This is a genomic window from Allochromatium humboldtianum, assembly GCF_013385175.1.
Taxonomy (GTDB): domain Bacteria; phylum Pseudomonadota; class Gammaproteobacteria; order Chromatiales; family Chromatiaceae; genus Thermochromatium; species Thermochromatium humboldtianum.
The window spans coordinates 1-23571 of record NZ_JABZEO010000026.1 but is presented as its reverse complement, the minus strand read 5'-3'; the positions used below and the strand labels follow the sequence as shown (position 1 = coordinate 23571).

Below are 23571 nucleotides of genomic sequence, written 5' to 3'. Positions count from 1 at the left end.
GTGGTCTGGTCAACGTCGGAGCTTGCTTTCACAAGCTCCCGCCTTCAGGCGGGGGTCGTTGACTGAAGTTTACGGAGGCTTGTTATTGGCAACGACTTAATTATATATATATTCAAGATGATGTCAACAGGAAACCTTCATCGCGCCTCGTCGAGGCCTCTTCGCCTCAATACGTTCAGCGGCAACCAGGGATTGCCGTCCGGCCCGCTGGATGCTCTCCGGAATGGCTGCGCGGCATCGACGCGCACGCCGAGCGGGCGTGTCGCGCGGATGCCTCGCTCGCACCCGTTGCGTTCTATTGGTGGCAGTCCTGGTGCCGGCAGCATGGCTCTTGGTTGACCGCCTCCCCTAGCCTGTCCAGCTACCTTGGCGCGAGAAACCCGGTCCAGGCGGAGAGCATAGCTTTATACGACCAAAATATTTGGGTTGAAATAATTTTAAAGAAATATAGGATCCGATTCCAGACAACACCAACACAAGGAGCGCGTCTGCATGTTTCATCGCTTGTACGAACTGGCACGTTGTCTACCTGAGCGTGCGGGCTGGGAGCGTCTCAACGAGGGGATGCCCGACCTCTACGATCGTGGCCTGGCGCTGTGCTTCGGTCCGGCGGGTGAGTGGCGCGGTGTGCGCACCTACCAGGGCAGTCAGGGCGTTCTATACCGCTCAGGGCCACCCAATGGCACGGATTTCACGCCCTGCTGCAAGCTGGCCGGAAACACGGCCAATCGTCTGGCCGGTGCGGTGGCGGTGTGCGCCGAGGCTCCGGAGTTCAGTGACGAGCAACGTGATTGGCTGAGCGCTTCGTTAGAGACCTTTCACACCAGCCAGAACGACATCTGGGCCGAGGTCGAAACCGCCCGCCGGCAAGCCGGCATCGACGACAAGACCCATCGTGGCTATGTCTACTGGGCCGATGAGTTGATGCGTCCGGTGCATGGCTGGCCCGAGATGCGCGAGAGGCTGGTGCGCCAGGTCACGGAGTCCTTCGCCGACAAGGGCGGAGCGCGCGATGATGGCTGTTGCGCGGTGTGTGGTCGCGAATCGGTACGGGTCTATGGCAACTATGCGGTGCTCGCCTGCTACAACCTCAACAATCCCGGCAGCATCGCCGGCGGTTTTCGCGCCAACGCCGCGCATCGAAACTTTCCGGTCTGTGGCGACTGCGCCCTGAGCATCGCCGATACCTTCACGTTCGCCAATACATATCTGGCCAGCCGCATGGCCGGTCAGACCTATCTGATCCTGCCCTATAGCAACTCGGATGAGGTCCGCGAGCAGCTGCGCGCCCGGCTCAGCCGGCAACCACAACGCTACAGTCTGGGCCAGGCGCGTGATCTGGTGGCCGACGAGTGGGAATTGCTCCATGAGTTCGGCGACCAGGGCGACCAACTCGCGCTCGCGCTTATCTTCTACCGTCAGCAGAACGCGGCTTGGCGCGTACAGGCCGAGGTGCAGCACCTGCTGCCAAGCCGCTTACATGAATTGCATGACGCCGCGCGCCGTATCGAGCGAGCACCGGATCTGATCGCCATCAGCAAAAAGGACGAGCAGCCGGTGCGCATCAGTGCCTTGACCTTCAAGACCTTTGCCGGCGGCAGTGACAACGCCAGTGAGGAAACACTGCGCGATTGGTTGGCGGCGCTGTTTGCCGGCGAGTCGATCGCGCGGCGCTACCTGCTGCACGCGCTGGTTGCACGGCTGATCGACACCGGCAAGCGCAATCCATCCCTGCTGCATTGGATGACCCGTCACGCCTGGGGCCTATACCGCTACGCCCGTCACGTCCGCTTCATTCTCGACGACTCCATGGAGGCGCTTCCCGCCATGTCCGATGCCATCCCCAACAGTCCCTATGGGAACTATGTGCGCGAGCACGCCGACTTCTTCCGCCGCCCCGAGCTGGTGGTGGCCTTTCTCACTGGCTGCTACGCCGCCCAAGTCACATCGGTGCAGCGTCAGGAGCGTGGGGCCGATCCCTTCGCCAAGAAATTCGTTGGCCGTGTGCTCACCCGTCAGCATCTCCAGCGACTCTACCGCGAGGGCCATGCCAAGCTCGCGCAGTACGGCAAACTGGGCTATGTGATCGCCGGACTCGATCCGGATCTGGCCAATGCCTGGGTCGTCGGCGGCGATACCTGGGCCATCAGCGATGAGGAGGCCACCTTCGCCTTCACCATCGGCTACAGCCTGGCGTATCGCATCGGCCAACTGGCGCGTGAGGCTGGAGCTGCCGCGCCGGCCCCCTCACTGGACGCGGCCTGACGCGCGCCTCCAATCACAGACCATCCGACACTGAAACGACGCCTCCCACGTCAAGGAGACTGACACCATGACCGCCATCGCCAATCGCCACGAAATCCTCTTTCTCTACGAGGCTCGCGACTGCAACCCCAACGGCGACCCGCTCGACGAGAATCGTCCGCGCACCGATCCCGAGACCGGTGTGGCCACGGTCAGCGATGTGCGCCTCAAGCGCACCGTGCGTGACTATCTGCTGAGTCTGGAACCGGATGTCGCGACGCGACTGGCCGCCGGACAGGAAATCCTCATTCGCGACACACTCAAGGCGGATGGTCATCTCGCCGAAGGCAAGGATCGCGCGGAGCAATTCCTCGACGCTGCCGCCAAGGGCAAGAAGGGCGAGGCCAAGCGTCAGGCATTGGAGGAGGCCGTCACGCGCGGCTGTATCGATGCACGCCTGTTCGGTGCCACCCTGCCGCTGGGCAAGGCCGAACCCTCGCTGCAACTGACCGGCCCCGTGCAGTTCTCGGCTTTCAACCGCTCGCTGCATCGCGTCAGTCCCACCCTGGTGCAGCAGACCGCCGCCTATGCCGGCAACGCGGCGGCTAACCAGAAATCCTTCGCCGAGCGCTGGTTGTTACCCTATGCGCTGATCGCGGCCTATGGCGTGGCCAACGAGGTCGCCGCACGCAGCACGGGCCTGACTGAAGACGATCTGGGGCGACTGTTCGCGGGACTGTGGCAGGGCACGGCCGCACTCAACACCCACTCCAAGCTCGGGCATGATCCGCTGCTCTTGGTGGTGGCCGACTACCAGCCTGGCTACCGGCTCGGGGCGCTGACCCAGCGGCTCGCGCTCGCCAATCAGCGTATCGAGGATACGGCACTGCGCTCAACCCAGGACTTCGAACTGGAGGTCACGGCGCTGCTCGACGCCTGGCGCGTCTATCCGCGTTTGCGCGGTCTGCGGATCATGCAGGACAGCCGTCTGCGATGTCGGGCCGGCGAGCAGATCGGCGACTTCATGGCGCTGGCTCGTGCCGCCGGGCTGACTGTCACGGCGCTGGATCTGTAGCCATGCGTACCCTAGTCTTCGACGTCGGCGGTGAGTATGGGCTGTTCAAAAAGCCCTACTCGCCCATGAGTCCGGTGAGCTATCCGTTACCGCCGCCCCCGGCGGTGCTCGGCATGCTCGGCGCGCTGCTCGGGATCGGCAAAGACGACTATCACCGCCGTCTGGGCTGGGATCGGGTACGGGTGGCGGTTGCGCCGCGCGCGCCGTTGCGGACCTTTCGCGCCGCGCTCAACCTGCTCCAGACCAAGGACGGCACCGATGGGTACTTCCGCCCGCGCGCCGGACAGAATACCCATACCCAGGTGCCCTGCGTCTTTCTGCGCGAGCCGCGTTTTCGACTGCTGGTGGCCGGCCTCGACAGCCTCCTGGCCGACGAGCTCGCCGAATCGCTACGCGATGGTTACTCGCGCTACACGGTCACGCTCGGTCTGGCCAACTGTCCGGCCGATCTGGCCTGGGTTGGTGAATGGGAGATCGAGGCGCTGGCGGCCGGCGAACAGGCGGTCGATACGGCGGTGCCGCTCATCGAGGGAGTACGTGTCCACTATGAGGAGGGGCGGCGCTATCAGCGTCTGCGTCTTCCGGCGGTCATGGACGAGGCCCGCGTGGTGCGGCGCTATCAGGAAATCGTACTCGCCGAGGATGGCCAGCCCATTCGTGTCACGGCCCCTCAAGGAGTCCTGCATCATGCCGGAACCGACTGTCTGGCCTTTCTCTGAGTGCGAGGCGCATCCGGGCGATGCGCTCGCCGCGCATCTGGAGCGCGTGGCCGAGCGCGCGGCGTTGAGTATTGCGACCGGCGCCCGTCCTGAAATCGAGGCCATCGCCTTCGTGGCAGGGCTTTTTCACGATCTCGGCAAGGCCACGCCCTGGTTTCAGCGCTATCTGCGCGGGACGGGGCGGCGCTCGGCGCTGAGCCAGCACGGTGACATCGGCGCGCTGCTCGCCTGGTGGTACAGCGCGGAACTCGACTGGCCCCTGTGGCAACGGCTGGCCCTATTCAGCGCGGTGCGCCGCCACCATGGCGCGCTGCGCATTCAGGACTGGCCGATGCTGCTGGAACAGAGCCGTGCCGAGTTTCGTGATCCGGAGAGTCCGTTGCGCACTCAAATCCAGGCGCTCGATGGGATGGGGATCGCGGCTTGGTTGGCGGAAGTCGCCGCACGTCATCCTGAGCGTTCGCTTATCACGACGCCCGAAACACCGACCCTGGAGCGGGTCGAGTCCCGGTTGCGCGGGCGCGACGTCGGCGGATCGAAGCTGCGCCACGCCTATCGCGACCTCGATGAAGCCCTGGCAACGCTGGCCGGTTTTGGGGCGCTGCTGGCCGTGGATAAGACCGATGCGGCCCTGCGGGGCGCGAGCCTGGAGCGTCAGGCACTTCCCGTCGACGCGGTGACAGGCTACAAGGCCAAAGTTCTGGCCGGTCAAGACGCTGTTACAGGGCCGACCGTGACGCTCAATCAGCGACGTGAGCGCATCGCCGATACCCTCAGTGCAACCTGGTTGGCCCATCTCGACCAGCCGCTCCTGACCTTTACCGCCCCGACCGGGGCGGGCAAGACGCTGAGTATCCTGCATGGGGCGCTTCAGGTGCGCGCGCGGCTGACCGAGCGTCATGGAGGGATGCCGCGCCTGATCTACTGTCTGCCCTTCACGTCCGTGATCGATCAGAACCATGCCGTGCTCCGGGCCGTGCTGCGTACGGTTGCCCCTGATCTCGCTGACCGCGAGGATGTGCTGCTCAAACACCACCATCTGAGCGAGAGCCGCTTTCGCACTGAGGACACCGAGCATGAAGCGGATGGCGCCGGTCAGCTGCTTACCGAGACTTGGCAGAGCGAGATCGTGGTGACGACCTTTCATCAGCTGCTGCATAGCCTACTCAGTACGCGCAACGCCAACCTCAAGCGAGCCGGTCAGCTCACCGGGGCGCTCATCCTGCTTGACGAGGTTCAGGCGCTGCCGCTGCGCTATTGGGAGGCGCTACGGCAGATCTTCATGACACTGGCGCGGGTCGGCGATGCGCGGATCGTGCTGCTCACCGCGACCCGACCGCTGATTTTTCAGCCTGGTGATGCCGTCGAGCTGCTGCCCGATCATGGCGAACACTTCCGGGCGCTGAATCGAACGCGCCTGCACCTGCATCACCGCGAGCCACTGACAGTCGCGGCCTTTGCTGCACGCCTGATCGCAGAATTGGGGCACGCTGAGCGTCCGACGTTGATCATCGTCAATCGCCGCCGCGCCGTGCGTGAGCTGTTCGATGCCCTCGCCGAGGCACTGCCCGAACGTCCGTTGGTTGCGCTCTCGACCCATCTGACGCCGCGCGACCGGCGCGCGCGTATCCGCTTGATCCAGCGTCTGCAACGTCGGGGGCTGCCGGTCATCGTCGTCAGTACCCAGCTCGTTGAGGCTGGGGTCGATCTGAGCTTTCCGGTGGTGCATCGCGATTGTGCCCCGCTCGATGCCATCATCCAGTCCGCCGGACGGTGCAATCGTCACGGCGAGATGGGCGAAGGACTCGGCGAAGTGCATCTGTGGCAACTCATGACCACACCGAGCGATGCGCGTGCGCTGGAACCGCTGTGGACGCGCGTCTATGACCGTCCGCTGATAGAAGTGACGCTTGAGGTGTTGGGCGAGGCGGAGCATTGGGATGAGTGCGACTTTCTCGACCTGAGTGAACGCTATTTTTTGGGCTGCCGGGCGCGCCAGGATCAGCAGCGGGTCGATGAGCAGCTTGCACGCGGTGATCTGGCTGCAATCGAGCGCGAGTTTCGGCTCATCGAGGAGATTCCCAATGTCTCGCTGTTCATCCGCCGCACCGAGCGCGACCGGCGTTTGTGGGACGCCTATCGGGTACTGTACGACGATCCGATGCTCAAGCCCGCCGAACAGGAACAGCGTTTTCGCCCCTGGCGGCGCGCTTTCATGGAGCGCGTCATCCAGATTCCGGTCCGTTCAGGCTCCGATCTGGAGCGCAACGAAGTCAACCTCCTCGATGCCGGCCCGGAGACTTACGACCGCGCGGCTGGATTCGTCGACCTGCCACCTGCCGAGGCTACATGCATTCTCTAGCCAAGATCCCTTGCGCCCAAGTCGAACTGACCTGGGACCGCGAAGTTTCGGGCGCGCCCGGTCAACGCGCGCGCCAGTTGCGTGGCGCATTGGCCACGGCGTTTCACGGCGATCCGCTGTTCCATCAACATGATCCGGAAACCGGCAAGGCGCTGTATCGCTATCCGCGCATTCAATATCGTTGGCATGAAGGGCGTGGAGTGGTGATCGGATGGGCCGAAGCGGCTCAGCGGCTGCTCGACCGGCCGTGGCTCGATCTAAACCTTGAACTGGGTGAGGAGACCGTAACGATCGGTGATGCCGCGCTGACCCTGAATCATGGACAGTTCGCCGTAAGCGAACGGTTGGAGCCTTATCGTCTCCGTACTCCGGTATTATTGTTCAACCAGGAAAACTATCGGCGCTACCAACAGATGGATGAGCGCGCTCAACGTCATGAGCGTAATCGGCTGTTGGTGGCGCAACTGCTGACGGCGCTGCGCGGGCTGGACGTGACTTTTCCCGAGCGGCTGTATGCGACATTCACACGGATACATCAAAGCCCCAGTCGCTATAAAAGCCAGAATCTGCTTGGACTCGGTGGCGAACTCGCCTGCAATCTCATGTTGCCGGATGGCTTCGCCTTCGGTCATGCAGTCAGTCACGGGTATGGCTGGCTGACGCGCTAAAAAGTTTTGTTCTTTAACAATTTAAGAATTTATAACGCCCACCACAACTGATCGAGGCGCGACAACATGGATCTGATTCTCACGACCTTCGGCACCTACCTTCACCGCCAGGGCGAGATGTTCCTCGTCAAGGTCAAGGAGCAGAAACAGGAAGTCTCCGCACGCAAGGTGCGCTCCATTCTGATCACGACCGGAGCTTCCCTTTCGACGGATGCCATTCAACTGGCCATCGAGAAGAACATCGACATCATTTTTCTCGATGCGGTCGGTCAGCCTTATGGGCGCGTCTGGCACGGGCGGCCCGGTTCGACGACGGCCATTCGTCGCGAGCAGTTGCGAATCGCCGATACCGAACAGGGACTGAAGCTGGCTTTGGGCTGGATGGTGCGCAAGCTGGACAATCAGATCGAGTTCTTGCGTGGGGCGCGTCAGCGCCGCTCGCGCCTGTCGGCACAACTGACCGAAAAGATTGAGGCGCTGGGTGCTTCGCGTGTGTCGCTGGAGGCGGTCAGCGGGGCGCTCGACGAGGTGCGTGGAACCATCATGGGCGTCGAAGGGCGTGCCGGGCGGACGTATTGGGAAGCCGTGAACCTGATGCTGCCCGAGGCGTTTCGGTTCAAGGAACGCTCGCGCAATCCGGCCAAGGATGAGTTTAACTGTCTGCTCAATTATGCCTATGGTGTGCTCTATGGCACGGTTGAGCGAGCTTGCATTCTGGCCGGCCTGGATCCCTATGTGGGTTTCATCCACACCGACCATTATCAGAAGAAATCCCTGGTGTTCGACCTGATCGAGTGCTACCGCATCTGGGCGGATGAAACCGTGATTGCTCTGTTTGCCGCTCGCAAGGTCAAACAGACGCAGTTCGACAAGTTGGAGAACGGTCTGCGGCTCAACAAAGAGGGCAAAGCGGTGCTGATGGAATCCTTTGGGGCGCATCTCGATGAGGGCATCCGCTATCGTAACCGTAACATTAAGCGTCGCGATACCGTGCAGCTCGATTGCCATCATCTGGCCAATGGCTGGATCGGGAGGATCAGCGATGAAGACGACTGAAACGCTGGTGTGGATCATCTATGACATTGTTCTGGACAAACCGCGGACCAAGGTAGCCAAGTGCTGTAAAGAAGCGGGGTTGTATCGGGTGCAGAAGTCAGTCTTTCTTGGCACGATCGCCCGAAACCGTCTCGACGAGTTGCAACTGGAGATCGAAGCGCTGACGGATCCGGATGATGATTCGGTTTATATCTTTCCGATGTGCGATGAAGATTTCCGCAAGGTCAGGCTGTTAGGTCAAGCTTTCGATAAAAAACTGGTCACGGATGAAGTACGGGCTTTGTTCGTATGAGTGATTGGAATCTGGACACCGAACGCACGCCAATGCTCACACCATCGGAGGTGCTCGAGCACATCTATTGCCCACGATTTACCTGGTTCATGAACGTGCAGCAAATTCCGCAGCACGAGGAATCTCGCTTCAAGGTGCTCAAGGGACGTGAAGTGCATCGGCGGCGTGCGACCGAGAATCGTGACTATCTGCGTCGGAAGATCGGCGCCGTCAAACGCGAGATCGAGGTGTACCTAGCCTCGCCGTCGTTGCACTTGCGCGGCATCGTCGATGAGGTGCTTTGGCTCAAGGATGGGACGATGGCACCACTTGACTATAAATACACCGAGGCACGAGATCAGGTTTTCAAGACCCATGAGACACAGGTGACGCTTTACGGTATGTTGATCGAAGCTGTCTACAAAAAGCCGGTACAGCGTGGATATGTGGCCTATGTGCGCGATGGCAGTCAGCTCCAAGAGGTTGCGATTACAGAAGCCGCCAAGCAGGAGATGCGCTGTCTTGTGGAGCAGATTTTCGCTATCATCCGAACCGGTCGGCTTCCCGCACGAGCGTCTTCGCGCTTACGTTGCGAAGACTGTTGCTACAAAAATATTTGCGTCTAGCCACCTGGCTTTCGTAACTATTTGATCTATTGTAATAAAAAAGCATTTTTCGATGCAGGCAACGACTAAAAAAGTCATTTCGAGGCAACTTCTATGGGCAAAATTCTCAAAAAGACAGTATCTGAAAAAATGTATGATTTTGATCGAAGAGGTTTTTTGGTGAATATGCAGCCGCAATAGACAATCCACTACAACAGGGATTGAAACGTAACGAACTAGGAGGCCTCGCCGCCAGAGATCGTGCCGCAATAGACAATCCACTACAACAGGGATTGAAACCTGATACCGCTCGACCTGATATTGGGTGCCGACGATGGCCGCAATAGACAATCCACTACAACAGGGATTGAAACCGTGATAACGATACCGGCACCTTGCGCAACTCACGTCGCCGCAATAGACAATCCACTACAACAGGGATTGAAACAGCGTTACGCCAAGCGCGTCCATGCCTGTTCCGGTGGCCGCAATAGACAATCCACTACAACAGGGATTGAAACTTAGCATAGATCCGCGCATAGCTGAAAGCTCGGATAGGCCGCAATAGACAATCCACTACAACAGGGATTGAAACACAGCTTGCTACAAATGCCCCCGCGTCTGCTGAGTGGCCGCAATAGACAATCCACTACAACAGGGATTGAAACCTGATGCTTTCAAAGGCAGGCATCAGCTCCAGATCTGCCGCAATAGACAATCCACTACAACAGGGATTGAAACTAAATATTACTTTTCGCATTCTCAGGCTAAAGGCGCGCCGCAATAGACAATCCACTACAACAGGGATTGAAACTCTCTGGAAGTCCTGGCGCTGGAAAAACAGCTTATGTCGCCGCAATAGACAATCCACTACAACAGGGATTGAAACATATTTCGAATATTCAAGAGAAGGGGACTACAGCGAGCCGCAATAGACAATCCACTACAACAGGGATTGAAACAAGAAATGACTGCACCAGCACCAGCACCGGCACCAGGCCGCAATAGACAATCCACTACAACAGGGATTGAAACCATATTGGGACGCGACCCTCGAAAACGGCCTCTGACGCCGCAATAGACAATCCACTACAACAAGGTTTGAAACAAATACTTTCAGAGAAAGTGTGGCGAATTAAATTCGACCACAAAAAAATCCAACACAACAAGGATTATGATGCGCAAAGAGACCGGAGTGTCATCGTCGCTCAGGAGGCGTGGCGGGACTCCCAGTCGCCCACACGCCCTCGCGACGTGACAACCTTTAGGCCCGGCTTCGTCCCACTCCGAGAACGGCTTCGGCTCGATGCGCCTTCGCCATTCTCTGCGCGAATGACTGTACGGTGTATCGGATGCGCTTTGCCTACTCGCCGGGACTACCGGCCCCGCGCTTCGCGCTTCCATGGCCGGCAGCGGGTGATCCAGATCCAGGCTGGTGCGCTGCTGTCCTTGATCCAGCGGCGTTTGCACGCCCCAAACCGGATCCGGCCATGCAAACGTGGTGGCTGGCCGTGCAAACCGAGGGAGTCGTGTGGCGGCGAGACAGCGAACACCTGTTTTTTGGGGCGGCTGGTTGGGGAGTCTAATTTTGCAACTTCCAACACTGCAATGTATAGATTCGGGTCTTTTCTACCCAGGCAGGAAGCGGTAGACTTCGCTCTGCCCGCTCGCTTGACGCGGCGGGTCAATCGATCGGGACTTGAAGCCTGTGGAGCGGACACTGACGACGAGCCAAGAGTGGTGCCCGTGCCGAAGCAGGAAAGGCGCGTTCGCGAGGACCGCCCGGCCAGGAATCCGTATCCTGGGAATCCCCGCCCCTCACAGGGCGGGGAGGATGCCCAAAACGGCAGACACAGAAACACAAAGGCCCACCGAAGTGGGCCTTTAACGAAACAGTTTAGTGAACAGTTCTCGATTGTTTGGCGACGGTCAGAACTGCGCACTTACCGCACCAAGCGGCCAAAGCTTGTTCTGGCATTATTGTGGCGATAGAACGCGCAAAATGCAAGACCCCGAGCGCTTTGGCTGGAGATTTAGGCCAACATGCGCACAAAAAACGAATCCCAGATCACAACGGCCATCACGCTCTTAACGCGGACAGACGGTAAGCCGGCCGGCAAGACGTTCGATGAACTCGGCAAGCATGTTGCCGAACATTTCGGCGCTTATCACGCCAACACTGTCACACTTAGCGCTCCAACAGCGGTTGAACTGCTCGAACGCTACAGCGATCTGGTATCGCACCTGACGATCGAACAAGCGCTCATCCTTGGACACGCTCCAAATCTTCCGACTGAGTACGAGATCCGCCCCGCCAAGTCGCTGCGCGACCCAAACGGCATCAACTGGGTCAACGGAAAGCCGACTATCGCGCGGCTGAAGCCGCATTTCACGCCCGCTCGCATCCTGCTGCTCGACTTCGACCCGGATCCGCGGATGCCGGAGGCCTGGCGTGCGCTCGGCGAACAGGATCGCTGGGATTTATTGGCCGACGCACTGCCCGAGTTTTCGGGCGCTGCGCGCTGGACGATTCCCAGCGGTTCGGGACGGGTACTGGATGCCGCCGGACGCCACGTCTCGCCCGGTCCGCTTGGCTCGCACACTTATATCGTTACAACGACCGATCTCAGCACAAACGATATGGATGCTGCGCGTGTCGCACTGGAGGTCCGGCTCTGGGCGGCCGGACTCGGCTACATGGTTGAGTCAAAAGCCGGTGCGGCTCTCAAACGAACGCTATTCGACTCGGTCGTCTGGGTCACGGGACGAGAAGTGTTCGATGGCCCGCCGTGTGTCAAGCCCCCGTTTCAACTCGCTCCTTTAACATCGTCCATCCATGCGGGTAGCGCGGTTGAGATCGTGACATCGATTGCGGTCAATGAACGCCTGGCGTTTGAGCAAACCACGGGCGCACGGATCATCGAAAACACCTCCGCCCCCTCCTCAGCCGGCCTGCCCCCAAAAAAGAAAAAGGCCACGAACGATCCGATCCCCGTATCAATCCGCCCCCGAATTTCAATCGAAAACCACGATTTGTTGAGAATCGACACAACCGTCGTCACAGAAAAAGGCCCGATGACCATCCGCGCCTTTCTCGACGCTGGGTATGATCGTTTGCGATGTCAGGCGACATTCCGAGAGTCCACAAGCTGGGCCGGAATTCTGCGTCGCGCGCGGCACGGCGCGTTTTTGTATGACGTTGGAACTGGCACGACGTATCGGATGGGTAGCGAGCCGAACGCACTGACCGGCGATCTGCTCTTGGATCTCAAGAAACTCGGACGCGAACATGCAGCAAACGCTCAAGGTACTGCTCGGGCCATTTTGTGGCGGCATCACTGGCGTTGTCCGACTCAGGTTCCATGGAAAAAACTGATTACCTCGATCTGTACTGCACACCCGGCTGTCGATGAACGCGACATCAACGACCTTGGAGTCTATCTCGCACAAAAAGCGTATCAGACCGCTATTGCCTCCGTCATTCTCAACGGTCAGGAACTGCCACGATCAGTGATCGTGCATTACGCTCAGGACATCGACGCCGTTCGCGTCGGCATCAATGCAATTGGTGGTGGCGTACACCTATGTAAAGCAACGCACGGAGCCGGGAAAACCGAGCATTTGCTCAAACCCATCGCGTTGCAGCGCAACGGCGTTATTGCAATTGCTCCTCGGGTTTCTCTAGTGTCCGATCTAGCCACCCGTTGTAATCTCGCACACTATCAAATGACGGATTCTGATCCGGATCTCGCACTCTGCATCAACAGCCTCATCAATCCAAAATATTCTACTTCCATCAATCAGGCTCGCGCCGTATTGATCGATGAGATTGCGCGTATCACACGCGATTGCCATGACCAACACTCGACACTCAAAAAAGAGGCGAACAACGTCTGGAATCAGCTGACGTGTTTAATGCAAACAGCAGATATCGCCGTTGGCGTAGATGCCGATCTGGCCACATCAGACGTCCGGATGCTGGCCGGTTCCATCCCTGTTCCGATCCATCTTTGGATCGTGCATGATACGCCTACCGACCTTCGCGGAACTTTCCAGTCTGTAGAGGTTGTCCTGAAAAAGATCGATGAAGCATTAGCCGCCGGTATTCCATCGATGATCACAGCAGATTCGGCCAAGCTGATTGCTGGATTGGCCGATGAACTGCGCGGACGTTATCCACATCTGCGTATTTTGGATATTCACAATTTTGAGGCGTTGGCTACAAAAGGCACCCCGGAAGCCCTGGGATTTCTCAAAGACATCAATGCGAATGCTGGTCAATGGGATGTTGTACTATTCTCGCCGACAGTCGAAAGCGGGGTCAGTCTAAGCGTAGCGCATTTTCAACGACATTTTGCATTCTATTACGGAACGGTTGAACCTAACGCTTTCAATCAAATGTTGCGTCGCGATAGAACAGCACGTCATTGGGATATTGCCATTCAGGGTACGGGTATGAACAGTCGCCCCGATACGTATCTTGAAGTCCTTAATGGGCTGCAAGCTGCACAAAGGCGGCTCGTCGAACTCGATAACGGGACTTTTTCGATCGAACCCGCCACTCCGTATGATCTCGATTGCTGTCGGGTGATCGCCGCATCGAATGCAGCGCGCAACAGCTACGCAAGAAACCTTTGGTATCTTCTCAAGCATCGTGGCTGGAAAATAGAGCGCGGATCGTTCGACAAGGACGAGAACGGCAAGAAATTACGGAACGCCGCGGCGCTCGCCGTCGATATCGCAAAAAATTTCGCTATTTGCAAAGCGGAGGATTTGCCAAAAGAAGAACTTGAAAAACTCAGCGAAGCCTACTCACTCACTCCCGAACAAGCGGCGGCCGTGGCGCGGGCGCAGGTGCGTGAAACCACCGGAACGCCCCAGGGCGAGCTTGATTCGAAGCATGTTGATGTCTGGCAAGACGGAAAGCTGGACAGCCAAAACCGTTTGTTTGCGGCCTTGACAGCGACAGCGCAACCGTCAGACCGCGATCGCAAGGAAGCCGAAGCCAAGCTTCCGATCGCCCTGCGTTCGTTCGATGCAGCCCGCACCGAAGCCGTCCAGACGCTCTTTAAAGTTCTGGGTTTGGATCCGGAGACCGGTCAGGGGATGGTGACGGAGAAGTCGGCGCTTCAGGCCTACAATACCCTCAAGGATACCGATCAGGGACGCGCGTTGAGTCACTTTGGGATCGCCCGCCTGGATCGCGTGCCAACTTACCCTGTACGCTGGGTCAATGATGTACTGGGAAAACTCGGGCTTTATCTGGACTGCGTGGCACGCCGGGGCGCGGGCGGTCGCAAGGGGCGCACATACGCGATCGGGCACAAGGTAAAAGTGAACCAGGATGGCCGCTTGGTCTTGCCTGGTTGGAATCTGATGTGTGCCATAAGAGCACGGCGACTGAGTGCCACATCTGTTTAAAGACCCCTAACAACCGGACGTGGCATCATCGTCCTGTCTGACCGAAATCGGGGAAATTGTATGCCCATCGCGAACAACGCAGAATACAGCCAGCCAACGATGCCTGTCGAAACACTGACAAAAAACGAATCAGAATCGCAGACCCCGGATCTGGCAAAGCACTTCCCTAAATGTTTCAACCTGAATAGTCCGCGTCCGCTGAAAATCGGCATCCACTTCGATATTCGAGCAGAATTGGAGGCACAGGGGTATAGTTTCCGCAAGATCCGGCAGGCTGTGACCTACTACTGTCAGCGCCCAGCGTATATGAAGACACTGGTCGTCGGTGCCGAGCGCATCGACCACAGAGGCGAGCCGGCCGGAACGATTACCGAAAAGGAAGTTGAGATTGCCAAGGCGCAGATCAAGGTACTGTGGAAGAAGTACAAGGCCAGAAAAGCGGCACGAGCGGCGCTTAACGGCGAAAAAAAAACACGTCCTCAAAAGTCAGTGAAAAAGGCGCTTTTGGAGGATGCTCCGCTGACCGAGGAGAACATCGTTTCCGGTCGATTGGAACTGACAGTGAAGTTTTCCGAAATCCCGGATCCCCTGCCGGTCACAGGAGGCGTAAAAATCGGTCTTCCGACCCAGGACGCCCTGGTGGTCGCTACGCTTTCATCAAAGTCCTGGAAAAAGATTACGAAGGCTCAAGGCGAATGGAGCGAGTGGCGGGCGGTGCTGACGGGGCAGCTGGGAACCAAGGCGGTCGCCAATGATCAGGCGCTTCTGGTTTTGGAGAATCCGGGGCTTCAGGTATTCGAGTCGCGTCCTCGATAAATGAAATGGCTTGAATAACTCGTTTCGTGGACAGCCGAGTAGGCTGCTTAAAGATGCATCAACGCCCACTCCATCGGCACGTTCCAACGGACAGCCGCATAGGCTTCTTTTTGTCCCACAACTCCTCCTGAACCCAGCATTCCGCCGGGGATTTGAGAGGAAGTCACCAATGAGCACGTATCTCGCTGTCGGCACCCGGATCCGGTCCAAGACCACTGTGCAAGACGAGGGCGACGAAGGCCCTCGCTTCGGGCCGGCCGGAACCGAAGGTAAGATCGAGGCGGTCTTTCCTGATCAGGAGTTTTGCTACGCGGTCGCCTTCGACATCGGCGTCTGCGGTTTCTATTCGCCGTCCGAGGTCGAGAGCGATCTGGAGGTTCTCGGTCCGGCCGAGGACACGATCCACGTTCTCGTAGCGGAGCGTGACGGCGTCGATAACCGCTCGATCGTTTTCGAGCAGTACGTCGATCGAAGCTCCTTGGAACAGGTTCGAGCGTTCCAGGCCGGACTGGGCGACCGGTTTGGCAAAACGCGGATCGCCAAGCTCGTCTTCGTTGACTGACGAGTCTCCCACCCCCACTAAGCGATGCTTGGTGGGGGTTCCTTTTTTTGCGACCACAGTAGAAAACCCACCAAGCCATAGGCCAGGTGGGTCGGGGTCAATCAGTTAAACTGGGGGAAAAGCCGCCAGTGTGACGGGCGTTCGCCGTCTTTCCAGTCACAGGGCGTCAGCGATAGGTATTCCATCCACTGATCGCTTTCTGGGTCATAGACGACCGCGTTGTAGTAGACACTCCAGGAGACTTCTCCAGGGCTGACGCCCTGCTCCCAGGCCACGACGAGCGGCTGATTGGCCGGCGGCGGGCATTCGGCAATCGGTTTCCAGTCAGTCTCGACTGGAATGTCCTCCTCAATTGTGTCCCCATCCTCCGTTCCCACGTGGACGATGCGCAGGTTGTTCGCATCGCCCCACTCAGGCTCGAACTGAATCTCCTGGCCATCCCAGTGGCCGTTCCAGAACACCTGGCGGGCGGCGCGTTTCCAGTCTTTGAGGCTGGTTTTTTCATCCATCTTGATGATGGCGTGGGCGGTGATGTCTTTGCTGATCGTGATTTCAAGCATGCTGCTTCTCCAAATCCCCAGCGGGATGCCGAGGTTCAGCAGGAGTTGTCGGGCACGAAAAAACCCCTAACAGCATGGCTGAAAGGGGCTTAGGGGAGATGTCTGAAGGCGCAGAGCGCTCGACAGACTCAAGTCAGCAACCGTAAAACGGTGCCGACGTCGAAACTTAGGCTAGACAGAAGTCATCGCCCTCCTGGAGGAAGCGAACGCTTCCGTTTGACAGATGCACCGCCCAGAGACGGTGAGCAATGCGGCGTGCAAACACGACGCCCGCATCGAAAACGGCCTGAGCCCCGGCGCTCAGGGCCTTGACGTCACGATCGCGACCTTCGACAGAAATCCGCATGGGATCTTCTCCTCAAATGCCAGGCGGGATGCCTTGGCTTCGGGAGGATTTGTCGGGCAAGAAAAACCCCCTGGCAGCAAGGCTGACAGGGGTGTGGGAGCGCACAACACGCTCAAGGCCATCGTGCCTTCAATTGGTCCGGGCGCAAGATCCCGGTGTCAGCCACTGCTCGCCGACGTCGACGTAGTTCATCTCGATCCCAGCTTCAAATAAGGCTTCCAGGAACGCGCTGTCGAACTGTTCTGCCGTCACCGTTGCCGGGACAGCAAACTCAACCTGATGGAGCTTACCGTCGCCATACTGAAAAAATCCGGCATGGACGATCGCTCGCTCCTGGCTAGTCTGCTCGACGCCAATTTCCAGGTGATCCTTGACATCCTCCCCGCCCTAAAGGACGGGGATTCCCAGGGTACGGCTCCCTGGCCGGACGGTCCTCGCGAACCGTCTTTCCTGCTTCAATGCGGGATGACTCGTAGACCGGCCACCCTCACCGTTCCGCCGTCAGTGCCCGCTCCACAGGCTTTAAGTCCCGGAACGTCCTCCGGTATTCAAAACTCACTCATACTAAAATTTAGCACATAAAACTCAACATGCCAAGCCCATCGAAGCGCTATCCTTCCCCGCCCTGAAGGACGGGGTTTGACGCGCAGTTTGATCAAACAGCCGGCGGCGATCAAGGCTCTAACAAACAGGCGATCCTTTTGTGCCGACGTGGCCCCAACGGGAGCGGGAAACTCCACATGGATCGTCTGACCGTCGCACTGAAGATAGCCGGCGTAGACGACCTCTTGTCGAGTGAGGATCGGGCAGTATTCCAGCCCGTCGGCTGTCCAGAAGGTTCGCTCACCGAGCTTTGGAACGGGATAGTCCTGCTCCATTGCGAGTTCGACGAGCATCTCCATTCTGTGTACGTCCTGGTCCAGTTCGTCGTCCATGACCGGCGTATCAAGCGCCGGGTGGTGGTCGGCGGTGGTGTCGTTGCAGCTTTCTTGGTACATGAGGGACTCCCCTTTTGCTGTCGTTGCAGATCGACTCCCTGGAAAAAAGCCAGGGTCCAGAGGGGATTGTCGGGCAAGAAAAAACCCCGGAATCTCAAGGAGAAACCGGGGCGGGGGGGCGGCTAAATCCAGGCGAGGAGTTCGCCGAGTTGCCGCGCGGCAGGATCGTGTTCGTCAAACGCGATCATCGGGAGTTGATACCCGTGCTCTTCAGCCTGCTCAATGGCCAGCTGATAGTGCTCGCCGTGAGCGTGCTGCTCGGCCGTGACCGAGAGTGTGCAGGGGAAAAACTCCGGCTCGCCACTGGAGTTCATGCCGAGCACAATGACCTTTACAACGGTCGGCCCGTGATGAGCGTCTAGCGCAACCCATCGCGCATCAGGCACGGCGGCCAACGGCCGCAAAAACTCCGTATGCTCAAACCGGGTGGCAGACTCCAGATCGTTGACCCATCCAAGATCGTTCGACCACCACCCATCCTCTGAGTCAGCCCGAATGACGTAAAGCGTGCTCATTGGTCCTGCCCTCCGCACAGACCCGACCCAGATAGGGTTGGCTTTCCGGTAACGCATCCAGCGCTTCGGCTTGCGTCTCGAGCAGGTGCTCGAGCCATTCCAGCTGGGCTATCTGGCGCCGCGCGTCATTCAGCGGCAGTCCGGTATGATTGCCCCAGACAACTTCGCCCGCATGACGCGCGATCAGTGTTAGCAGTGCCGTCACGGAATGGCCCTCGACGGTTTCCAGTTCCAGATCGCCGTAGGTGACATCGTTTCCTTCACCCTCAAAAAACGCATCTGGATCGTCAGCGTTCTCGAACATCGCCCGTGCGGCCGCTTCACTCTCGGCCGGGATACGGAAGATGTCATAGGTCTTGACGGAACGTGCAAAAATGAAGTCAGGCATACGACTGTCCTCTCAAAGTCCCCAGCGGAATGCCGAGGTTCGAGGGGAGTTGTGGGGCACGAAAAAAACCCCGAATCCAAAGGATCCGGGGCCGTTGTGGGTCAGATATAGATCGGCGTGATACCGATCGCTCGCAGTTGCTCATCCGTGGCCTGGGTGAGAACCACCGGAGCGTCAGGCACCGGATCAGGAACAGCCGGCTTCAGATCGGAGCAAGGGCCGATGACAGTCCCGGTCGGCAGTCGTTGAAGGATGGTGAAGTCCCAACTGTCTGCGGGCGCGTCTGGGCTGGATCGAATTTCGTCAAACCCCATGCCTATCCACCGCTGGATGCGTTCTCGCGCTTCTGAGCGACTGGTGACACCAGGGTCCACGCTTCTGGACTCAAAGCGACAGACACGCCTGTCGCCGCCATAAAACACCCCTTGGCTGAAGATCCACCAGTGTGCGCCGAATGAACCAATGGCCATCAGCTGCCCATCACTCTGGCGGACGAACATTCGCCCACGAAACACCTCTCCACCTTCGTGTACCTGGATCATCATGCGTTTTCTCCGTTGAAAGACCAGCAGAAGGCTGGCGTCATGGAGAGTTGGCGGGCACGAAAAACCCCAGTCCCAAAGGGACCGGGGCGGGGGATGTGTCTCAGGACACGATTTCGATCGGGGACGCGGACGCCACGATCGACTCAATGAACACGCAGACACCGTGTTCCAGCTTCAGGCTTTCGCGTTGCACGTCAGCGTCGGGTTCATCAGCCCACATCTCGTCCTCAAAGGCGCGGATCGCGTGGAGTTTCGTGCGGGCCGTTAAAGTTAAGGTCGTACTTGCATCATCGCCCGGAATGCTTCCGGTGATCGCCCAGTAGCGTTCCGGGATGTCGGCCAGCGGTGTGCAGGCCAGGATTCGGCCTTCAGGGTAGGCGTTTTGCGCCTGCTCAATGGCGTGCGCCAGGTCGTCGGCATCGCAATCGAACGCGATGGCCAGCAGGTTGCCCGGTTGTTCCAGGAGCGAGAGGCGATATTCGATCATGGTACTTTCCTCGTGTTGTCCCCAGCCCAATGCTGAGTTTCGAGAGGAATTGCGGGGCACGAAAAAACCCCGACACTCAAAGAGCATCGGGGCGGTTTGGTCGATCAATCGATGAGGTCGAAGATATCCAGCTGGCCCTTGGCCGTGGACTCCATCTCCTCATCCTCCATGTCGGCCGAATCGATCGGCTCGACAGGTGCAGGCCATGACTCCGGCATCATCTCCAGAGCCGCGACCGACGGTTCCGGCATCGGTTCCAGCATGGCCTGCACATTCAGGCCTTTGGCCTCCAGATGCAGGCCGATCGCCTGACCGAGCCAGGCACGGGCCTCATCTCCACCCTCCCCCGCTTGCCCGTAGGCATGTAACGGATGGGGAGAGCGACGCGGAGCCTGCTCCCGAAAGAGCGTTGTGACCTGGGAACGAATGGCCTTGTCGAATTTCTCGGCCTGTTCATACTGCAACCAGAAGTCCTTGCTGACGCGCGTCTCCTGCGGCGGCAGCCACTGGCGGTGACGTCCGACCAGGAGATTGAGACGTTCGATCAGCTTCTTGTCCCGAGGGAAGAAGTGGATCGTGCCGATCCCCGGATAGTAGCGCACATCGAAGTAGGAACTGCTTAGACGTTCCCCATGCTTCAAGCGTTGATAGTGCCGGCTGAAAACGTCGACCAACCCGATCGGCGATTCCATCTTGCCATCGAGCATCGCAAACACCCGGTCGAAGTCGGCCAGCAAGCGCTGGCTCTCCCACGGCAACGACATCCGAAAGCCATGATCGGAATGTCCCGGCAGGATAAAGCGGGTCGTCTTGATCCGCATTCCGGCCGTCCGGTGCTTGTCGTTGGACTTCCAGCCCATGTAGAACACCGTATTGTCCGAATGGTAGCGCGTGATCGTGTCAAACACCTCGCAGGCCATGTCGATCTGGATCTGCCCTTGGTTCTGTGCCAGTCCCAGGAGGAATCCATAGATGTTTTCCGCCGTGAACTCCAACGCCTTGATCTCCTCAAAACGCGATTCGATCTCCTGCTGGACTCTCGTCGAGGTCCGGGACAGCACCTGTGTCGAACTCAAAATGCCCGCCCAGGCCCGGTCCTTGAGATTGTCATAGCGTTTGGCCAAGTCATTGCGAACACTGTCCGCCGTGATCGGCGTCGAGTAATCGCTCGGCGCATCCCCCCGTCGTTGCGACAAGGTATCCCCCAGCCGTTTGGCATACCGTGAGGCCCGCGCCTCGGCCAGAACCGCCTTGCGCGCCGATTCCACAGCGGCGTTGAAGGCCAACACCGCGTTCTCGATCACGGAGTTTCCTCACCACTGGTTCGATCCCGAATCAGATCCTCCAGAACCGCATCGGCCAGTTCCGACGCATCGGCTTCCTTGCGCAGGTAGACCAGGGCGACGTCCACGTCCGCTTGGCGCTCGGCTTCCGGCGTGGAAAACGCTCCTTCGATGAACTCGACCTCACCGTGCTTCTCGATCAACGAGACCAGCCGCTGGCGATCCCGACAGAAGGGATTACGCACAGTTTCGGCGTTGATGATGGCCACGACTTCGCCATCCCACAGAATGTCCCAGGCTTTCAGGACATGCGCCGCCCCTTGGGCAAAGGGCGGATTCATGATGATGTGGGAGTAGTGCGCTCCGGCGCTGAACTTCAGAAAGTCCACGCCCACAACCTTGAACCCCTCTTCGCGTAGAACGGGGTGTTTATCCAAATCGATCTCGATGCAATCGACAGGGATATCACGACGCCAGCGGTAGTAGTCACGGGGAGCGGCTTTGGCCAGATCACCGTGGCCGGCACTGGGCTCCAGAACTCGCACGAACTCACTGTTTTGGAACTTCGCCCAAGCGCGTTCAGCGAGTGATCTGGGGGTCGGATAGAACTGAAAGTCGTTCATTTGGAGATTCCTCTCGTCAAATCCCCAGCAACAGGCTGAGGTTCGAGAGGATTTGCCAGGCACGAAAAAACCCCGGCTCCCATGGGGAGCTCGGGGCGGTTTGGATCGGCTCGTGTTCAGGCCGCCTGGAGTTGCGCGGCCTGGCTCCTTGAGCAAGGCACTTCTCGGAAAAGAAGTCGTTCGCGATGCTCGGCCTGTTTGCCGGCGTTGAAGCAGGACAGCGGACGATGGTAGCCCATGACGCGCGTCCACACTTCGCACGGAGTGCGTTCTTCATCGCGGAGTTGGGGTTGGTTGAGGGTCATAAGGGAAGTCATTGTTGAAAATCCTCTTACGCAAACATGGACCCCAGGCTCCGACGTGGAGCCTGTGGCGGAACGTGGCGGGTCAAAAATGTCGAACGCCCGGATCGGGTCGTGACCTTTTGTTGTGCCCAATAGCGCTCACAGACTCGAACAGCCTGCCGGCACAGTTCAGTACCGAACATGGAGATATGGCATTGCTCACGATCAATGCGCAGTTCAGCCGCTAGCCAGGCGTAGGCCTCGGTGCGCGTCAAGCGACCGGTTTTCCAGATCGGATCGAAGACGTCATGCGCCTGGATCCGTGCCTGTCGGGTTTCAGCATCCGCGAGAACTCCCAACGGTTTGGTTGTTCCGGAATGACAGCCGACCCAGGCGTTGCACGGTGCGCACAAATAGAAGTGCCGGGCATGCAGATCGGGACGGAACGGATAGATGAGCGAACCGTCGACCAGCTGAGCCTGTTCGCCACAGTGGGGACAGACAACGCGCTGACCTTTCATTTTGCGTCGCTGTGCCTTGCGCTCGGCTCGAGCGCGCTTGCGTTCGGCGCGCTCGTGCTGATCGGCCTCATAGGCGACTTGGTTCCATCGCCGCTGTTTCTTCTTGGCAACACTGGCAATCATGACATTCTCCTGTTCTCGAGGGTTTCCGACGAAATGCCGGACTTCGAGGGGAGTTGTGTGGCAAGAAAAAACCCCGGCTCCATGGGAGAGCGCGAGGTGTTGAGATCGATCAACATCGAGCTTCATCGGTTTCTCCGCAAATAGCTGGATACCCAGGCGATGCGCCGGGCTACGACCAGATTTGCGGGACACGAAAGGGCGGTGCCGGACGCCGGCCTAAAAAACGGACTTTTTTGCCTCGCAACTCCCCTCGAACCTCGGTATTTCGCCGGGGACAATGCGAGGAACTGGCGATGAAACAGAAAGAACTGCTCGAACTCATTGAGCGGGCGATCAAAGCGCAGGAACAATTCCTGACGGACGTTGCCCAGCAGGACAACCCTCAAATCCAAATGATGGTGCAGGTGGTTCGGGGGCGTCTGGACGCGCTCAAATGCACGAAAGATGCTCTGAAAGGAAATGCTGTCGCCCTCAAGATCCTGGGCGAAGGAGCGCACCCATGAAGACGAAGTTGATCGGAGTCGACAAGGCTTTCGCCGTGGGTGAGCGTTTCGGGCTGGATGACAACGGTCAGTTCGAACTGCTGACGTTGCTCTACGAGCGTCATGGGGAAGCGCCATGGCCGGAATCGCTCGTGGCCAGAAACGCGACACGGATGCTGTGTCAGAACCAGCAAAAAAGCCAACAGCAGGCCTTTGAGCGGTTGTTGGCGGCCAACGGGGATGAGGCGGTCGGCCTAGAATTGCGCCACCACACGCTCGAGCAGTGGGCGGCCATCTTTCCAGATGCCAGCGAGCCAGGTCGCTTCCGACACCAGTATTTCGACGCGCGGGGATTCTTTTCCCACGGCACGTTCGATACGGCTCAGGCGGCGCTTAAAGCGGCGATCCGAGAGGGGTTTTGCGTGCTGGATCCGGGTGTCCTGGATCGTCTGTCGCAGACGCCCGAGTGGGCCTCTGGCCTGATCGCACTGGAAGCCGTCCAGCGGCATAACGCGGATATCTGGGAGCGCCGTCAGGCCGCCCTACTCTCCACGATCTAACCCACACCCCGCTGAGCCATGCTTGGCGGGGGTTCTTTTTTTGTCCGACAACTTCGA

General features: G+C 58.8%; 24 protein-coding genes and 1 CRISPR repeat array. Of the genes, 13 read left to right on the top strand and 11 right to left on the bottom strand.

Annotation, left to right across the window (positions count from 1 at the left end):
- Positions 1 to 492 precede the first annotated feature (492 nt).
- The 11 genes from HW932_RS20225 to HW932_RS20175 all read left to right on the top strand — a co-directional run bounded on the left by HW932_RS20225 (position 493) and on the right by HW932_RS20175 (position 15799).
- Complete coding sequence (locus tag HW932_RS20225; RefSeq protein ID WP_176978267.1) at positions 493 to 2265, top strand: TM1802 family CRISPR-associated protein; 1773 nt, start codon at positions 493 to 495, stop codon at positions 2263 to 2265.
- A gap of 67 nt (positions 2266 to 2332) precedes the next feature.
- The gene (gene cas7b / locus HW932_RS20220; protein WP_176978266.1) at positions 2333 to 3319 is read left to right on the top strand and encodes a type I-B CRISPR-associated protein Cas7/Csh2; all 987 of its coding nucleotides are present in this window, start codon (positions 2333 to 2335) and stop codon (positions 3317 to 3319) included.
- A gap of 2 nt (positions 3320 to 3321) precedes the next feature.
- The gene (gene cas5, locus HW932_RS20215) at positions 3322 to 4038 is read left to right on the top strand and encodes a CRISPR-associated protein Cas5 (RefSeq protein WP_176978265.1); all 717 of its coding nucleotides are present in this window, start codon (positions 3322 to 3324) and stop codon (positions 4036 to 4038) included.
- Positions 4007 to 6400: a CRISPR-associated helicase Cas3' gene (gene cas3, locus HW932_RS20210; RefSeq protein ID WP_176978264.1), complete on the top strand. Its 2394-nt coding sequence runs from the start codon at positions 4007 to 4009 to the stop codon at positions 6398 to 6400. The genes cas5 and cas3 overlap by 32 nt, the downstream gene beginning before the upstream one ends.
- The gene (locus HW932_RS20205; protein ID WP_176978263.1) at positions 6388 to 7068 is read left to right on the top strand and encodes a CRISPR-associated endonuclease Cas6; all 681 of its coding nucleotides are present in this window, start codon (positions 6388 to 6390) and stop codon (positions 7066 to 7068) included. The genes cas3 and HW932_RS20205 overlap by 13 nt, the downstream gene beginning before the upstream one ends.
- Positions 7069 to 7134: 66 nt before the next feature.
- On the top strand, positions 7135 to 8124 hold the full coding sequence (gene cas1, locus HW932_RS20200; RefSeq protein WP_176978262.1) for a CRISPR-associated endonuclease Cas1: 990 nt from the start codon (positions 7135 to 7137) through the stop codon (positions 8122 to 8124).
- Complete coding sequence (gene cas2 / locus HW932_RS20195) at positions 8111 to 8416, top strand: CRISPR-associated endonuclease Cas2 (protein WP_176978261.1); 306 nt, start codon at positions 8111 to 8113, stop codon at positions 8414 to 8416. The genes cas1 and cas2 overlap by 14 nt, the downstream gene beginning before the upstream one ends.
- Positions 8413 to 9021, top strand: a complete 609-nt coding sequence (gene cas4 / locus HW932_RS20190; RefSeq protein WP_176978260.1) for a CRISPR-associated protein Cas4 — start codon at positions 8413 to 8415, stop codon at positions 9019 to 9021. Before cas2 ends, cas4 begins: the two co-directional genes overlap by 4 nt.
- A 170-nt stretch (positions 9022 to 9191) precedes the next feature.
- A CRISPR array of direct repeats spans positions 9192 to 10108; the repeat unit is 37 nt; unit sequence GCCGCAATAGACAATCCACTACAACAGGGATTGAAAC.
- A gap of 935 nt (positions 10109 to 11043) precedes the next feature.
- Entirely contained in the window at positions 11044 to 14421 is a 3378-nt protein-coding gene (locus tag HW932_RS20185; RefSeq protein WP_176978259.1) for a plasmid replication protein, CyRepA1 family, read from the top strand.
- A gap of 60 nt (positions 14422 to 14481) precedes the next feature.
- The gene (locus HW932_RS20180) at positions 14482 to 15237 is read left to right on the top strand and encodes a ProQ/FINO family protein (protein WP_176978258.1); all 756 of its coding nucleotides are present in this window, start codon (positions 14482 to 14484) and stop codon (positions 15235 to 15237) included.
- Between the two features lie 217 nt (positions 15238 to 15454).
- Positions 15455 to 15799 carry a hypothetical protein gene (locus tag HW932_RS20175; RefSeq protein ID WP_176978257.1) on the top strand — a complete coding sequence of 115 codons (345 nt, stop codon included), beginning with the start codon at positions 15455 to 15457 and terminating at the stop codon, positions 15797 to 15799.
- 101 nt (positions 15800 to 15900) lie between these two features.
- Here the strand turns inward: HW932_RS20175 and HW932_RS20170 are convergent, their stop codons facing one another.
- The 11 genes from HW932_RS20170 to HW932_RS22215 form a co-directional block, all read right to left on the bottom strand.
- Positions 15901 to 16359 carry a hypothetical protein gene (locus tag HW932_RS20170; protein ID WP_176978256.1) on the bottom strand — a complete coding sequence of 153 codons (459 nt, stop codon included), beginning with the start codon at positions 16357 to 16359 and terminating at the stop codon, positions 15901 to 15903.
- A 166-nt stretch (positions 16360 to 16525) separates the two neighbouring features.
- Positions 16526 to 16705 carry a hypothetical protein gene (locus HW932_RS20165; RefSeq protein ID WP_176978255.1) on the bottom strand — a complete coding sequence of 60 codons (180 nt, stop codon included), beginning with the start codon at positions 16703 to 16705 and terminating at the stop codon, positions 16526 to 16528.
- 548 nt (positions 16706 to 17253) lie between these two features.
- A complete protein-coding gene (locus HW932_RS20160; RefSeq protein WP_176978254.1) occupies positions 17254 to 17703 on the bottom strand; it encodes a hypothetical protein in 450 nt (149 codons plus the stop codon).
- 122 nt (positions 17704 to 17825) lie between these two features.
- Positions 17826 to 18218: a hypothetical protein gene (locus tag HW932_RS20155; RefSeq protein WP_176978253.1), complete on the bottom strand. Its 393-nt coding sequence runs from the start codon at positions 18216 to 18218 to the stop codon at positions 17826 to 17828.
- The gene (locus HW932_RS20150) at positions 18190 to 18606 is read right to left on the bottom strand and encodes a hypothetical protein (RefSeq protein ID WP_176978252.1); all 417 of its coding nucleotides are present in this window, start codon (positions 18604 to 18606) and stop codon (positions 18190 to 18192) included. The genes HW932_RS20155 and HW932_RS20150 overlap by 29 nt, the downstream gene beginning before the upstream one ends.
- Positions 18607 to 18707: 101 nt before the next feature.
- Positions 18708 to 19151, bottom strand: coding sequence for a hypothetical protein (locus HW932_RS20145; RefSeq protein ID WP_176978251.1), 444 nt, complete (start codon positions 19149 to 19151; stop codon positions 18708 to 18710).
- A gap of 100 nt (positions 19152 to 19251) precedes the next feature.
- Positions 19252 to 19638, bottom strand: a complete 387-nt coding sequence (locus tag HW932_RS20140; protein ID WP_176978250.1) for a hypothetical protein — start codon at positions 19636 to 19638, stop codon at positions 19252 to 19254.
- A gap of 104 nt (positions 19639 to 19742) precedes the next feature.
- Positions 19743 to 20942 (bottom strand): DUF4942 domain-containing protein, encoded by a 1200-nt coding sequence (locus HW932_RS21960; RefSeq protein WP_343047438.1) that lies wholly within the window; start codon positions 20940 to 20942, stop codon positions 19743 to 19745.
- Positions 20939 to 21544, bottom strand: a complete 606-nt coding sequence (locus HW932_RS21955) for a hypothetical protein (protein WP_246296951.1) — start codon at positions 21542 to 21544, stop codon at positions 20939 to 20941. The genes HW932_RS21960 and HW932_RS21955 overlap by 4 nt, the downstream gene beginning before the upstream one ends.
- Before the next feature lie 116 nt (positions 21545 to 21660).
- On the bottom strand, positions 21661 to 21849 hold the full coding sequence (nrdD, locus tag HW932_RS20130) for an anaerobic ribonucleoside-triphosphate reductase (RefSeq protein ID WP_176978249.1): 189 nt from the start codon (positions 21847 to 21849) through the stop codon (positions 21661 to 21663).
- Positions 21850 to 21875: 26 nt separating this feature from the next.
- Entirely contained in the window at positions 21876 to 22349 is a 474-nt protein-coding gene (locus HW932_RS22215; protein ID WP_176978268.1) for a zinc-finger-containing protein, read from the bottom strand.
- 416 nt (positions 22350 to 22765) lie between these two features.
- On the opposite strand from HW932_RS22215, the gene HW932_RS20120 reads away from it, so the two are divergent.
- Together HW932_RS20120 and HW932_RS20115 are read left to right on the top strand one after the other, a co-directional pair.
- Positions 22766 to 22975 (top strand): hypothetical protein, encoded by a 210-nt coding sequence (locus HW932_RS20120; protein ID WP_176978248.1) that lies wholly within the window; start codon positions 22766 to 22768, stop codon positions 22973 to 22975.
- Positions 22972 to 23514 carry a hypothetical protein gene (locus tag HW932_RS20115; RefSeq protein ID WP_176978247.1) on the top strand — a complete coding sequence of 181 codons (543 nt, stop codon included), beginning with the start codon at positions 22972 to 22974 and terminating at the stop codon, positions 23512 to 23514. Before HW932_RS20120 ends, HW932_RS20115 begins: the two co-directional genes overlap by 4 nt.
- The last annotated feature ends 57 nt before the right edge of the window (positions 23515 to 23571 follow it).

Bases quoted from the DNA above. Each gene is read 5' to 3' on its own strand.
- HW932_RS20225 (WP_176978267.1), top strand. From the start codon at position 493: ATGTTTCATCGCTTGTACGAACTGGCACGTTGTCTACCTGAGCGTGCG.
- cas7b (WP_176978266.1), top strand. From the start codon at position 2,333: ATGACCGCCATCGCCAATCGCCACGAAATCCTCTTTCTCTACGAGGCT.
- cas5 (WP_176978265.1), top strand. From the start codon at position 3,322: ATGCGTACCCTAGTCTTCGACGTCGGCGGTGAGTATGGGCTGTTCAAA.
- cas3 (WP_176978264.1), top strand. From the start codon at position 4,007: ATGCCGGAACCGACTGTCTGGCCTTTCTCTGAGTGCGAGGCGCATCCG.
- HW932_RS20205 (WP_176978263.1), top strand. From the start codon at position 6,388: ATGCATTCTCTAGCCAAGATCCCTTGCGCCCAAGTCGAACTGACCTGG.
- cas1 (WP_176978262.1), top strand. From the start codon at position 7,135: ATGGATCTGATTCTCACGACCTTCGGCACCTACCTTCACCGCCAGGGC.
- cas2 (WP_176978261.1), top strand. From the start codon at position 8,111: ATGAAGACGACTGAAACGCTGGTGTGGATCATCTATGACATTGTTCTG.
- cas4 (WP_176978260.1), top strand. From the start codon at position 8,413: ATGAGTGATTGGAATCTGGACACCGAACGCACGCCAATGCTCACACCA.
- HW932_RS20185 (WP_176978259.1), top strand. From the start codon at position 11,044: ATGCGCACAAAAAACGAATCCCAGATCACAACGGCCATCACGCTCTTA.
- HW932_RS20180 (WP_176978258.1), top strand. From the start codon at position 14,482: ATGCCCATCGCGAACAACGCAGAATACAGCCAGCCAACGATGCCTGTC.
- HW932_RS20170 (WP_176978256.1), bottom strand. From the start codon at position 16,359: ATGCTTGAAATCACGATCAGCAAAGACATCACCGCCCACGCCATCATC.
- HW932_RS20165 (WP_176978255.1), bottom strand. From the start codon at position 16,705: ATGCGGATTTCTGTCGAAGGTCGCGATCGTGACGTCAAGGCCCTGAGC.
- HW932_RS20160 (WP_176978254.1), bottom strand. From the start codon at position 17,703: ATGTACCAAGAAAGCTGCAACGACACCACCGCCGACCACCACCCGGCG.
- HW932_RS20155 (WP_176978253.1), bottom strand. From the start codon at position 18,218: ATGAGCACGCTTTACGTCATTCGGGCTGACTCAGAGGATGGGTGGTGG.
- HW932_RS20150 (WP_176978252.1), bottom strand. From the start codon at position 18,606: ATGCCTGACTTCATTTTTGCACGTTCCGTCAAGACCTATGACATCTTC.
- HW932_RS20145 (WP_176978251.1), bottom strand. From the start codon at position 19,151: ATGATGATCCAGGTACACGAAGGTGGAGAGGTGTTTCGTGGGCGAATG.
- HW932_RS20140 (WP_176978250.1), bottom strand. From the start codon at position 19,638: ATGATCGAATATCGCCTCTCGCTCCTGGAACAACCGGGCAACCTGCTG.
- HW932_RS21955 (WP_246296951.1), bottom strand. From the start codon at position 21,544: ATGAACGACTTTCAGTTCTATCCGACCCCCAGATCACTCGCTGAACGC.
- nrdD (WP_176978249.1), bottom strand. From the start codon at position 21,849: ATGACCCTCAACCAACCCCAACTCCGCGATGAAGAACGCACTCCGTGC.
- HW932_RS22215 (WP_176978268.1), bottom strand. From the start codon at position 22,349: ATGAAAGGTCAGCGCGTTGTCTGTCCCCACTGTGGCGAACAGGCTCAG.
- HW932_RS20120 (WP_176978248.1), top strand. From the start codon at position 22,766: ATGAAACAGAAAGAACTGCTCGAACTCATTGAGCGGGCGATCAAAGCG.
- HW932_RS20115 (WP_176978247.1), top strand. From the start codon at position 22,972: ATGAAGACGAAGTTGATCGGAGTCGACAAGGCTTTCGCCGTGGGTGAG.